We start from the raw sequence: 12,725 nt of genomic DNA, 5'->3' as shown, positions 1-12,725 counted from the left end.
TGTCGACTGACACACCGCCTTCGCGAGCAAGCCCGCTCCCACAGTGAAGTGATGTCGCCCCCTGAATTTTCACGGGGGGTTTGGGGGGGCTTTGGCCCTTGACTGTTGGTTCAAACATGGAGAGATCGGGATGGTATTTTCATCCAACGTGTTCCTGTTTCTGTTCTTGCCGATCTTTCTCGGCTTGTACTACTTGAGCGGGCAACGCTATCGCAACCTGTTGCTGCTGATCGCCAGCTACGTGTTCTACGCGTGGTGGCGGGTGGACTTCCTGGCGCTGTTCGCCGGCGTCACCCTGTGGAACTACTGGATCGGCCTGAAAGTCGGTGCCGCCGGCGTGCGCAGCAAACCGGCACAGCGCTGGCTGCTGCTCGGCGTGGCGGTCGACCTGTGCATCCTCGGCTACTTCAAGTACGCCAACTTCGGCGTGGACAGCATCAACGCGATCATGACCTCGTTCGGTCTGGAACCGTTCATCCTGACCCACGTGCTGCTGCCGATCGGTATCTCGTTCTACATCTTCGAATCGATCAGCTACATCATCGACGTGTATCGCGGCGACACCCCGGCCACCCGCAACCTGATCGACTTCGCGGCGTTCGTGGCGATCTTCCCGCACCTGATTGCCGGCCCGGTCCTGCGCTTTCGCGACCTCGCCGACCAGTTCAACAACCGCACCCACACCCTCGACAAGTTCTCCGAAGGTTGCACGCGGTTCATGCAGGGTTTCATCAAGAAGGTCTTCATCGCCGACACCCTCGCCGTGGTTGCCGATCATTGCTTCGCCCTGCAAAACCCGACCACCGGGGATGCCTGGCTTGGCGCGCTGGCGTACACCGCGCAGCTGTATTTCGACTTCTCCGGTTACAGCGACATGGCCATCGGTCTGGGTCTGATGATGGGTTTCCGCTTCATGGAAAACTTCAAGCAGCCGTACATCAGCCAGTCGATCACCGAGTTCTGGCGCCGCTGGCACATCAGCCTGTCGACCTGGCTGCGTGACTACCTGTACATCACCCTCGGCGGTAACCGTAAAGGCACGCTGATGACCTATCGCAACCTGTTCCTGACCATGCTCCTGGGTGGTCTGTGGCACGGCGCGAACATCACTTACATCGTCTGGGGCGCCTGGCACGGCATGTGGCTGGCGATCGAAAAAATGCTCGGCATCAACACCTCGCCGCGCAGCCTCAACCCGATCCGCTGGGCGCTGACCTTCCTGCTGGTGGTGATGGGCTGGGTGATCTTCCGTGCCGAAAACCTGCACGTCGCCGGGCGCATGTACGGCGCGATGTTCAGCTTCAGCGACTGGTCGCTGTCGGAACTCAACCGCGCCAGCCTCACCGGTCTGCAAGTGGCGACCCTGGTGGTGGCGTACGCAACCCTGGCGTTCTTCGGCCTGCGTGATCTGTACACCAACCAGCCTCCGGTGAAGAGCAAACCTGAAGTCAACGTCGAGGCCAACGGCCCTGCCACCGCGACCCCGGGCATGATCAAGGCAGCCCCCGGCGAGAACCCGGCGAGCATCCATGAGCCTGGCTACACCGTCGGCGTCGAGGCGCAGGTGCAACCGGCCTACTGGACGGCGGACTGGTCACGCTACGTGATGCGCGGGCTGATCCTGCTGCTGTTCATCGCCTCGATTCTCAAACTCTCGGCGCAAAGCTTCTCGCCGTTCCTTTACTTCCAGTTCTGAGGGATCTGACATGACCCGCTCATTACGCATCTTCTACATCGCGCTGTTTCTGGTGACCCTGCTGGTGCTCGGTCTGTGGTCGGTGCGCAGCTTCTTCGGCTTCAGCACCAACGCCGATGCGACCGTGCTTAACGGTCGCTGGACCAAAGCCGTGGAAACCCACTACGACGATCAGTTTCCGATCAAGCGTCTGGGCACCAACCTCTGGGCGGCGCTGGATTTCAAACTGTTCAACGAAGGTCGTCCAGGCGTAGTGCTCGGTCGCGATCAGTGGCTATACAGCGACGAGGAATTCAACCCGATCGTCAACGAAGAACTGAACCTGCAAGGCAACTACGCGCTGGTCGAAGGCGTGCGCCAGACCCTGAAAGAGAAAGGCGTGAAACTGGTGATGGCCATCGTGCCGGCCAAGGTGCGTCTGTACCCGGAACACCTGGGTGAAGTGAAACCGGCGAGCATCCACGCCAACCTCTATCAGGACTTCCACGCCCGTGTCGCCGCAGACAAGATCCTCGCCCCGGACCTGCTTGGCCCACTGCAAAAAGCCAAGCAGAACGGTCAGCAAGTGTTCCTGCGCACCGACACCCACTGGACCCCGGAAGGCGCTGAAATCGCCGCCAACACCCTGGCCAAGACTATCGCCGACAAGTTCCCGCTCAGCGGCGAGCCACAGCGCTTTGTCACCACGCCAGCGGAGAAGGTCACGCACAAGGGCGACCTGCGTCTGTTCCTGCCACTGGATCCGCTGTTTGAAAACCTGATGCCGGCACAAGAGCCGCTGCAGAAGCGCAACACCGTGGCCGCCGAGCAGCCTGCCGGTGACGACGCGCTGTTCGCCAGCAGCGAAGTACCGGTCGCACTGATCGGTACCAGCTACAGCGCCAACCCCAACTGGAACTTCGTCGGTGCGCTGAAACAAGCGCTGCACAGCGACGTGGTCAATTACGCCGAGGACGGCCACGGCCCGATCCTGCCGATGCTCAGCTACCTGAAAAGCGATGACTTCAAGAACAGCCCGCCACAGGTGCTGATCTGGGAGTTTCCTGAACGATATCTGCCTGTGAACAACGAAATCGGCGACGCCGACCCACAGTGGGTCGCAGAGCTCAAACAAGCCGGTGCTCGCCAACAAAACGTAGCTATCAACACTAAATCCGAGACGCCCGATCGGGCGCAAAACTGAAAGAGAGGTAACACCATGACTTTCACTACTACTCCTCGTCGTCTCGCCAAACGCTTCGCACTGGTTGCTGGTCTGAGCGTGCTGTCGGTCCAGGCCTTTGCCGGTGGTGACGCCGCGCTGTACGGCCCGACCGCGCCGAAAGGCTCGACCTTCGTGCGCGTCTACAACGCCAGCAACGCCGAAGTCAGCGCCACCGTCGGCAGCACCAACCTGAGCGACGTTGCGCCACTGGCCAGCAGCGACTTCAGCTTCATGCCGGGCGGCGACTACAGCGCCAAGGTCGGCAGCCAGACCCTGCCGGTCAAACTCGCCGGCGACCACTACTACACCCTGGTCAACAACGCGTCCGGCGCGCCACAACTGATCGAAGAACCACCGTTCAAGAACAAGCAGAAATCCCTGGTGCGCGTGCAGAACCTCAGCGACAAGCCGCTGACCCTGAAGACCGCCGACGGCAAGACCGACGTGGTGCCGAACGTGGCGGCCAAGGGCCGTGGCGAACGTGAAATCAACCCGGTGAAAGTCAGCCTGGCGCTGTACGAAGGCGACAAGAAAGTCGGCGACGTGAAACCGGTCGCCCTTGAGCGCGGTGAAGCAGCGGTGCTGTACGTCACCGGTTCCGGCAGCAGCCTGTCGCCAGTCTGGGTGAAACGCCCGGTGTCGACTCGCTAACCAATTTCATGAACTGACGCAGTAACCCTGTGGGAGCGAGCCTGCTCGCGAATACGGTCCGACATCCAACATCAATGTCGACTGATGTACCGCTTTCGCGAGCAGGCTCGCTCCCACAGGGCCTCTAACCAATCGATTTTTATGGAGTAAACAACATGATTCCGGTGATCTTGTCAGGTGGTAGCGGTTCACGTCTTTGGCCGCTTTCGCGCAAGCAGTTTCCTAAGCAATTCCTCGCCCTGACCGGTGAACACACGCTGTTCCAGCAAACCCTGGAACGTCTGGTGTTCGAAGGCATGGACACGCCGATCGTGGTCTGCAACAAGGATCACCGCTTCATCGTCAACGAGCAGTTGGCCACCCGTAACCTTGAATGCCAGCGCATCCTCATGGAGCCGTTCGGCCGCAACACTGCGCCAGCGGTAGCGCTGACCGCGATGATGCTGGTCAACGAAGGCCGTGACGAACTGATGCTGGTGCTGCCGGCCGACCACGTGCTGGAAGACCAGAAAGCCCTGCAACGCGCCCTCGCCCTGGCCACCGTGGCCGCCGAAAACGGCGAAATGGTGCTGTTCGGCGTGCCGGCGACCAAACCGGAAACCGGTTACGGCTACATCAAGTCCACCGGCGATTCGCTGCTGCCGGAAGGCGTCAGCCGCGTCTCGCACTTCGTCGAAAAACCCGACGTCAAACGCGCCACCGAGTACGTTGAATCCGGAGGCTACTACTGGAACAGCGGCATGTTCCTGTTCCGCGCCAGCCGCTTCCTCGAAGAGCTGAAAAAGCACGATCCGGACATCTACGACACCTGCCTGCTGACCCTCGAGCGCAGCCAGCAGGACGCCGACACTGTCACACTGGATGAAGCCACTTTCGCCTGCTGCCCGGACAACTCCATCGACTACTCCGTCATGGAAAAAACCCAGCGTGCCTGCGTGGTGCCGCTGACCGCTGGCTGGAGCGATGTCGGTTGCTGGTCGTCGCTGTGGGAAGTCAACGAGAAAGACGCCAACGGCAACGTCAGCAAGGGCGACGTAGTGATCCAGGACAGCAAGAACTGCATGATCCACGGCAACGGCAAACTGGTGTCGGTGATCGGTCTGGAAAACATCGTCGTGGTCGAAACCAAGGACGCGATGATGATCGCCCACAAGGACAAGGTTCAGGGCGTCAAGCAGATGGTCAACACCCTCAACGAGCAGGGTCGCAGCGAAACCCAGAACCACTGCGAGGTTTATCGTCCGTGGGGTTCCTACGACTCGGTGGACATGGGCGGGCGTTTCCAGGTCAAGCACATCTCGGTCAAACCGGGCGCGTGCCTGTCGCTGCAGATGCACCACCACCGCGCCGAACACTGGATCGTGGTCAGCGGCACTGCTGAAGTGACCTGCGACGAGAACGTCTTTCTGCTCACTGAAAACCAGTCGACCTACATCCCGATCGCCTCGGTGCACCGCCTGCGCAACCCGGGCAAGATCCCGTTGGAAATCATTGAAGTGCAGTCGGGCTCGTACCTGGGCGAAGACGATATCGAGCGCTTTGAAGATATCTACGGTCGCTCGACCCCGATCGAACGCGGCGTGTCGGTGAAAACCATCGCGCAGTAAGCGTTCCGCAATAAGAAGCCCCCGTCCAGCCCGCTGCGTCCCCTATCCGCAGTGGGTTGGGCGGGGGCTTTTTTTCAACTCAACGAATGTTGTCGAGTCAGCCTCGGCCGGGAATGTCCCCCCAGCGATTGCTGCCTTCCCGCGTAGGGAGCCGGTGCGAGCAGTCCGATAAAGTCCTGGGTCCGCCGCAGGCTCTGCAGCGTACTGGACGTTTGCATCGACAAGTCGGAGACCGCTTCGAAAAGCTCCGGATCCGCGCTGCCGGTGGTTGCCAGCTCGGTAAGGATGGCCTGCGTCCTGAACTCGACCATGTCGATGTTTGCCGAAAGATGTTCATAAGTGTTGCTTAACGCCTCAGCATTCAGTCCCTGCGCTGCATGGATGAATTCCCGCCCCGTCTGGAACAGCCCCCGAGTTTCTGGTCCCAGTTTTTCAGAGACTGCCTCGATCACTTTGCCCTCGACCTTGGCGCGCGCCATTTGGGTCAAGCGTGATCGACCGTCGGCTGTGCGCGGATCATGCGCTGCCAATTGCAGCTTCACTGTGGCAAGACTCAGCTTCTTTTTCGGCTCGACGCTTTCAACCAGAGCCTTGGGATTCAATTCGCTGCCCTTGAAATGGATAGGTCGGTTCAACTGATAGGTGTCCACCACCTTGTCGATGGCTGCACCCGCCAACTTATCGGCGACCTTCGTGCCAATCTTGCCCCCAAGCGAACCGGCTACCGGTCCGAACACGGTGCCCATTGCAGTGCCAATCGTGCCCCCTGCGGCTTGAGCGCCTGCGCTGAACATGCTGCTGGCCAGTTGCGTCCCGACGCGCCTGGCCAAGGCCTGAAACCGGTGTCGCGCCTGAGTGTGATTGAGCAATGAGTTTCTGACGTCCGCTGCCGCCGAGGTCATCGTGCTCATTAATGCCTGCTGCTTTTGCACACTGTCAGCCAACTCAGATGTGGCGGTCTTCCCGCCCCCATCGGTGTCGACATGGTTCATGGGCGAGTTACCCACCATCTGATACAGGTTCGGCCCGTCGATAAAGCCTTTCGGGTCAGGATTCAACCAGCGCTGCAACCACGGCATGTAATAGCGATAGCCATAATAATAGAGACCTGTGGCATCGCGCTCCTTGCCCGAATAACGCAGGGTTTTGTAACTGGCCTCGGTGTCCTTGCTCCACGCCGTTTCACCGAACGGGAAGAATGTTTCTTGACTGATGAGCCGGGCATCCTCGCCCAGTTCCAGGCAGGTCGATCCGAGATGATCCGTCAGCGTGTACCGATAATGGTCATTGGAACCGGTGGGCGGAGCACTTTCCCAGTGCAGCACGTGTACACGGCTGATGTGGCCCTCGACGCAGATCACTTGCAATTGCTCACCGGTGGCCGTGTCGGTGCGTAGCTCCAGTCCAGGCAAATAGCGCACCTGGGCCGTGACGCCGCGGGCATTCGTCTGGAGTGAGCGAATCTTGCGCACACGTTGACCGGCACCGTCGTAGCAATAGTGTTCACGGTCATTGGGGCCGCTGGCACGTTCGACCGGCGTGACCGATTGCAACTGATTACGCAGATTCCACGTCAATGAACTCCCCGCGTACAGCGCTCGCAAATTGCCACGGGGATCGAACGCCGCGGCAATCTCCTCTTCCGTCGGTGGCACGCCATTACGGTAAGGCAAACAGCGATTACTTGATCGCGCAGCTTTGAGCTCGCGGCCATTGCGCGCGCCAACATGCGTCAGCAGCAGCAGATTGCCGGATTCATCGTAGTCGAAGGTCTGTCGATAATTGCTCACTGCTGCCGGATCGTCACGTCCGATGGACGCCGGACCTTGAGTAGCAGCACCTGCTTCCCAACCGGTGGCCACATGCAACTGGTAGAAGCTGTCGTAGTCGAAACGACTGACAGGATCGATACGCTGGTTGGCGAAATACCGGATCGGCAGTGCCTTGTCCTCGATGCTCAGCAAGTTGCCCATCGGGTCATAGTCGTAGATCAGATGTTGCAATACCTCGCCCCCGGCTTTCCTCGCATGGCGGGTTAGCAGAAGACCGTCCTCGGGCTGATAGGTCAGCGTCGTCAGCACACCATTGCCCGCCAGTTCCTGAGTGACTTGCCCATCAGCGTTGTAACGAATGTCGCTCACCAGCGTTTGCGCTTTGGTCTGGTGCCGCAATTGCAGATGGCAGGCACGCAACTGACCGTCCAGCGTCAACTCGCGGTCCTGTCGATTATCACGTGCATCGACTTGTTCGAGTACCTGCCCCAGCGGCCCGAAGCGCCAGCGGGTCGTTGCACCGTCACCGGGCTCCAGCAAGCGCTGGCGGTCATCAACGTTTTGCGGCCAATCGGGGACGCTGGGGTCGAGGGTGAAGTGCCGCGTGCTTTCAATGCATTGCCCACTGATTGCAAAGCTTTGCGAGCACACACTACCCGCCGGATCATCGTGCCGAATCAACTGGCCCAGCTGATTCCGGGAGGGATCACCCGCGCCGGGCTGACCGTAAGTGAGACGTTCGACGCACCGCCTAGGCTCGGATGCGCCTTCTTCGAACACGGCAATCGGACGCAGCAGCGGGTCGTGATGCACCTCGCGCCAGGTTTCTCGACTGTCCCAGTCGTACAGCGTCTCGGCACCGAGCCCGTACAACGCCAGCTGCGTACCGGCATCGACGCTGTCGGAGCGCAGCGTTTGCCCGATCAACGAATAAAGGGTGCGCAGATTCGCTGGCGTCAGCGGCTCGGTCGTTTGCAGTGCCCACAGGCGCGGATCCCACTGTTCCACAACCCTTCCAGCAGCGTCGCGCACCGTGCGATTGACGCGGGTTTGAGCTGGGCAAAGGTCGTCGGCACGCCAATAACCAACCGTCCGAACCTGCAGTCCGCGCGGGTCGCTTACTGAAAGCGTCGGTGTTTTGCCATGCTTGTTCATCAGCTTGCTCCCGGCACTAGCGTTATCCATGCTTCAGGGCATCAGAGCATCCGCGCTTTGCGATTTTCAACTGTCAGAAATTACAGTACCGACTGACGGTACATTCGGAATACGCGCGAATGTCCATTGCGCCGGCCCTCCGGTAGGATGGTACTCACGAACCAAGGAGCCTTCCCTCATGTTCATCGGCATCCTGCTGATCATCACCTGGTTGATTCTGCTGCTGCGCTATCCCGCCAAGGCTGTGCCGGTCTCCGTGGCCGCGGCTATCGGTCTGGGCCTGGTGGCCATGTGGGTGGTGTGGCTGGACAACCGCGAGCTCAAGCAACTGGCGCGCCTTGAGATGCGCATCAGCTATGCACCGGAACAATGCCCGGCAGATCGGCCGCTGCAATTGAAAATGAAAAACGGCAACGACGTGCCGCTGACTGAACTGCGCTGGCGTATCGCAGCTTACGCGCCGGGCGACACGGTCAATCTGGCCGACAACCAATACACCGCCCCGCGCTATCGCGGCCCCGGCGAACTGCAGGCCGGTGGCGACTGGGAAGACTGCCTGCCAATGCCGCCGCTGCGTCCCGGTTATCGCCCACAAACCCTGGAGTTTCGTGCCGAGCGCTTGCAGGGCAGTTTCTCCGACTGATCCCCCTCCTCCCATTTTTTGCACAAGGAATGCGCCATGCCCGTTGCGTTGATTACCGGTTGCTCCAGCGGCATTGGCCGCGCCCTCGCCGATGCGTTCAAAGCCGCCGGTTACGAGGTCTGGGCCAGTGCGCGCAAGGCTGATGATGTTGCGACCCTCGCCGCTGCCGGGTTCAGCGCGATCGCGCTGGACGTCAATGACAGTGTGGCGCTGGAACAACTCGCCGAGCGCATCAACCAGCAACACGGCGGCCTCGACGTGCTGATCAACAACGCCGGTTATGGCGCGATGGGGCCGCTGCTCGACGGTGGCGTGCCGGCCATGCAGCGCCAGTTCGAAACCAATGTGTTCTCGATTGTCGGCGTTACCCGCGCCCTGTTTCCGGTACTGCGCCGGACCAAGGGGCTGGTGGTGAACATCGGCAGTGTCTCAGGGGTACTGGTCACGCCGTTCGCCGGCGCCTACTGCGCCTCGAAGGCCGCGGTGCATGCGCTGAGCGATGCGCTGCGCATGGAGCTGGCGCCGTTCGGCATCCGCGTGATGGAAGTGCAACCGGGAGCGATTCAGTCGAGCTTCGCCAAGAATGCCGGGCATGAAGCGGAGCAACTGATCAACGAGCAATCACCGTGGTATCCGTTGCGTGAGGGAATTCGTGCGCGGGCCAAGGCCTCGCAGGACAAGCCGACCCCGGCCAGTGAGTTTGCGGCTGAGTTGCTCAAGGCTGTGCAGCAGAGCACGCCGCCACGCTTGATCCGTATTGGTAATGGCAGCCGCGCGTTGCCATTGCTGGCGACGTTATTGCCCAAGGGATTGCTGGAGTCGACGTTGATGAAGCGGTTCGGGTTGCGCGGCCAGCTCTGAGACCGGGTTGACGCTTTCGCGAGCAGGCTCGCTCCCACAGGAGAATGCATTCCAAATGTGGGAGGACAAGCCGACCCCGGCCAGTGAGTTTGCGGCTGAGTTGCTCAAGGCGGTGCAGCAGAACACGCCGCCACGCTTGATCCGCATTGGTAATGGCAGCCGCGCGTTGCCATTGCTGGCGACGTTATTGCCCAAGGGGTTGCTGGAATCGACGTTGATGAAGCGGTTCGGCTTGCGTGGGAAGCTCTGAGACCGGGTTGACGCTTTCGCGAGCAAGCCCGCTCCCACAGGAGAATGCATTCCAAATGTGGGAGCGGGCTTGCTCGCGAAGGGGCCAGATCAGCCAACACTCAACCCCAACCCTTCATGAAATCTATAAACGCCCGCACCTTCAGCGGCAAATGCCGGGTATCCGGATACAGCGCGTAGACACCCTGCGGGGCAAAGCGGTAATCGGCCAGCAACCGCACCAATCGCCCGGCCTGCAGATCCTCCTGAATCAGCCACTGCGGCAAAATCGCCACGCCTTGGCCAGTCAGCGCAAACGCCCTGAGCGTCGCCGAGTTGTCGGCGACGATGGCGGTGGTCCCCGGTTTTGGCTGGTAGACATGCTCGCTGCCGGCCGGGTCGGTCACGGTCATTTCCGGAACTCGGCCATGGCCCAGCGTCGGCATCGACTCCAGCGTCGCCAGCGTGGCGACCGGCGCGAAGCGCTCGACCAGTTGCGGCGCCGCCACCGCAAACACTTCGAACCTCGACAACTGCACCGCGCGCAGATTGGAGTCGTGCATGCGCCCCAGACGAATCGCCATATCGAAGCGTTCGGAGATCAGATCGGCGTGGGTCGAGGATGTCGACAAGTGAATGTTCAGTTGCGGCTGTTGCTGGCGAAACACCTCCAGCGCCGGCACCACTTGGGCCAGGGCGAATTCCACGGTGGTAGTGATGCGCAACGTGCCCTTGAGTTGCGAATGCTCGGAGCGCGCCTCCTCGATCGCCAGTCGCGCTTCGTCGAGGGTGCGCAGGCAGCGCCGATAGAAGCGCTCGCCGGCATCGGTCAGGGCCAGTTGCCGGGTGTTGCGCGTAAGCAAGGTGACGCCCAGTTCCTCTTCCAGGCGCTTGAGATTGAAGCTCACCACCGCACGGGTCTGGCCCAAGGTATCGGCAGCCGCGGTCAACGACCCGGCCTCGACCACAGCTTTGAAAGTGTCAAAACGATCCAGGCTGACCATACCCAGCGCGCTCCCTGTCAAAATTATTTTGACAAACTAGCAGGCAAACCAGCGTTTTCCTAACGCCTGAAGCGCACTACCCTGCGCGTCTCATTACAGGGAAGCTGCCATGGCCTATCGCTCGAAAGTCGCGCTGGTGTATCTGTTCGGGTTCGCCCTCGACCTGCTGAACATGTTCGCCGCGAGCATCGCCTACCCGGACATCGCCCGGGAATTACAGGCCTCGGTAACGCAACTGGCGTGGATCACCAACGCCTACATGCTCGGGCTGACACTGATCATTCCGCTGAGCGTGTGGCTGGCGGCGCGGCTGGGCGAGCGGCGGCTGATTCTCGGCTCGTTGCTGCTGTTCGGAATCGCTTCCGGTCTGGTGGCCCAGGCCGGGTCGATTGAAAGCCTGATCGGCTGGCGTTTGCTGCAAGGGCTCGGTGGCGGGTTGTTGCTGCCGATCGGTCAGGCCTTGGCTTATCGGCAGTATCCATCGACACAACGCGCGCACCTGACCGGCGTGGTGCTGATGGTCGCGCTGATGGTGCCAGCCCTGTCGCCGGCGGCGGGCGGCCTGATCGTCGAGGCGTTGTCGTGGCGCTGGATTTTCTACCTGAACATGCCGCTGGCGCTGCTCGCGTTCGGCCTGGGTCTGCTGTGGTTGCAAGCGGATCAACCCGGCACGGAACGCCCGACACTGGATCTGCGCGGCCTGCTGCTGGCGGTGGCAGCCCTGACACTGTTGTTGATTGCCGTGAGCCTGGCGAGCGCCGCCGCTACCCGACACCTCGCCGGCGGAGTTCTGCTGCTCGGCGTCCTGACCTTATGGCTGTACCTGCGTGATGGCTGGCACAAACCCGACGCGGTGCTCGACCTGCAACTGCTCAAGAGTCCGTCACTGCGTTTGGCAATGCTGATCTACCTGTTCGTGCCCGGGGTGTTTACCGGCACCAACATGATTGCCGTGTTGTACCTGCACGACCTCGGCTTCGGCGCCGCGCAGACCGGTGCGCTGATGCTGTCCTGGGCGGCCGCATCGGGGGTGGCGATCATGCTCGGCAAACGCAGTTTCAACCGCATCGGCCCCAAACCGTTGCTGATCGCCGGAATGCTTTTGCAATGTATGGGCATTGTCTTGTTGATGCGCATTGAGCAGCCCGCCGCCGCGCCGCTGATCATCGCCTATGCCTTGATGGGACTGGGCGGCAGCCTGTGCAGCGTCACCGCGCAGAGCCTGGCATTTGTCGGCATCGCGCCGGAAAAAATGGGCCACTCCAGCGCTCTGTGGAACATCAATCGCCAGCTCGGTTTCTGTCTTGGCGCCGCGTTGCTCAGTTCGCTGTTGGGCGCACTGGGCGGCAACGGATTCAAATACTGCTTTGTCGCAGCGGCCTTGCTCACCTTGTTGCCCATGATCGCCGTGCTGCGTTTCGACGCCTCCACAGTGCTCGCCCTGCTGAGCCCACCTCCCCTTCAGGAAAAATCCACATGACTGACTACAACGAATATTTTGATGAAGTGTTCCAGGCGCACCTGGTGATCGAACGCTGGTTTGCCGTGGAGCAGGATTCAGCCGAAATGGAGCGCTTGCTGAGCCGATTCTCGGCGGATTTTTCCATGGTCACGCCGCTGGGCCGGGCGCTGGATATCGAAGCCTTGCGTGCGCTGTTTCACGCGGCGGGCGGGAAGAAGCCCGGGTTCAGGATCGAGCTCAGTGAGCTGCGCGGGATTGCGCTGCATGCGCATGGCGCGACGCTGAGTTATCGCGAGCAGCAGAGCGATGCGAGCGGGTTGCGCACCGATCGCCGGTCGACGGTGGTGTTTGAAAAGACCGAGGCCGGGTGGGTGCTGTGGCGGCATTTGCAGGAGACGTTTTGCGCTGAATGATTACTCGGTTTTGGTCTGAAAGACCGGGT

Annotated in this window: 10 protein-coding genes and 1 pseudogene; 9 read left to right on the top strand and 2 right to left on the bottom strand. The window is 60.9% G+C overall.

Features of this window, described 5'->3' with window-relative positions:
* Nucleotides 1-130: 130 nt before the first annotated feature.
* The 4 genes from ACOYXG_RS04400 to ACOYXG_RS04385 all read left to right on the top strand — a co-directional run bounded on the left by ACOYXG_RS04400 (nt 131) and on the right by ACOYXG_RS04385 (nt 5,158).
* Nucleotides 131-1,696 carry an MBOAT family O-acyltransferase gene (locus ACOYXG_RS04400; protein WP_027610921.1) on the top strand — a complete coding sequence of 522 codons (1,566 nt, stop codon included), beginning with the start codon at nt 131-133 and terminating at the stop codon, nt 1,694-1,696.
* A gap of 10 nt (nt 1,697-1,706) precedes the next feature.
* Nucleotides 1,707-2,879: an alginate O-acetyltransferase gene (locus tag ACOYXG_RS04395; protein WP_027610920.1), complete on the top strand. Its 1,173-nt coding sequence runs from the start codon at nt 1,707-1,709 to the stop codon at nt 2,877-2,879.
* A 15-nt stretch (nt 2,880-2,894) separates the two neighbouring features.
* Nucleotides 2,895-3,551 carry an alginate O-acetyltransferase AlgF gene (locus ACOYXG_RS04390; RefSeq protein WP_007969549.1) on the top strand — a complete coding sequence of 219 codons (657 nt, stop codon included), beginning with the start codon at nt 2,895-2,897 and terminating at the stop codon, nt 3,549-3,551.
* A 155-nt stretch (nt 3,552-3,706) separates the two neighbouring features.
* Complete coding sequence (locus ACOYXG_RS04385; RefSeq protein ID WP_183785837.1) at nt 3,707-5,158, top strand: mannose-1-phosphate guanylyltransferase/mannose-6-phosphate isomerase; 1,452 nt, start codon at nt 3,707-3,709, stop codon at nt 5,156-5,158.
* A 74-nt stretch (nt 5,159-5,232) separates the two neighbouring features.
* On the opposite strand, the gene ACOYXG_RS04380 is transcribed toward ACOYXG_RS04385, so the two are convergent.
* On the bottom strand, nt 5,233-8,085 hold the full coding sequence (locus tag ACOYXG_RS04380) for an RHS repeat domain-containing protein (protein WP_460356115.1): 2,853 nt from the start codon (nt 8,083-8,085) through the stop codon (nt 5,233-5,235).
* Nucleotides 8,086-8,263: 178 nt separating this feature from the next.
* Between ACOYXG_RS04380 and ACOYXG_RS04375 the strand changes: the two genes are divergently transcribed.
* The 3 genes and pseudogenes from ACOYXG_RS04375 to ACOYXG_RS04365 all read left to right on the top strand — a co-directional run.
* The gene (locus tag ACOYXG_RS04375; protein ID WP_027610918.1) at nt 8,264-8,728 is read left to right on the top strand and encodes a hypothetical protein; all 465 of its coding nucleotides are present in this window, start codon (nt 8,264-8,266) and stop codon (nt 8,726-8,728) included.
* A 36-nt stretch (nt 8,729-8,764) separates the two neighbouring features.
* A complete protein-coding gene (locus ACOYXG_RS04370) occupies nt 8,765-9,589 on the top strand; it encodes an SDR family oxidoreductase (RefSeq protein ID WP_414888837.1) in 825 nt (274 codons plus the stop codon).
* A 61-nt stretch (nt 9,590-9,650) separates the two neighbouring features.
* Nucleotides 9,651-9,839 (top strand): annotated as a pseudogene (locus tag ACOYXG_RS04365) (SDR family oxidoreductase); the annotation flags it as partial.
* 100 nt (nt 9,840-9,939) lie between these two features.
* On the opposite strand, the gene ACOYXG_RS04360 reads toward ACOYXG_RS04365, so the two are convergent.
* Nucleotides 9,940-10,821 carry a LysR family transcriptional regulator gene (locus ACOYXG_RS04360; protein ID WP_027610915.1) on the bottom strand — a complete coding sequence of 294 codons (882 nt, stop codon included), beginning with the start codon at nt 10,819-10,821 and terminating at the stop codon, nt 9,940-9,942.
* 109 nt (nt 10,822-10,930) lie between these two features.
* On the opposite strand from ACOYXG_RS04360, the gene ACOYXG_RS04355 reads away from it, so the two are divergent.
* Together ACOYXG_RS04355 and ACOYXG_RS04350 are read left to right on the top strand one after the other, a co-directional pair.
* The gene (locus tag ACOYXG_RS04355; RefSeq protein WP_460356110.1) at nt 10,931-12,301 is read left to right on the top strand and encodes an MFS transporter; all 1,371 of its coding nucleotides are present in this window, start codon (nt 10,931-10,933) and stop codon (nt 12,299-12,301) included.
* The gene (locus ACOYXG_RS04350; protein WP_414888840.1) at nt 12,298-12,696 is read left to right on the top strand and encodes a DUF4440 domain-containing protein; all 399 of its coding nucleotides are present in this window, start codon (nt 12,298-12,300) and stop codon (nt 12,694-12,696) included. The genes ACOYXG_RS04355 and ACOYXG_RS04350 overlap by 4 nt, the downstream gene beginning before the upstream one ends.
* The last annotated feature ends 29 nt before the right edge of the window (nt 12,697-12,725 follow it).

This window comes from Pseudomonas sp. G3-39 (assembly GCF_054790485.1).
Note: the sequence above shows the minus strand (reverse complement) of the source record. Positions and strands in the feature narration are given on the sequence as shown.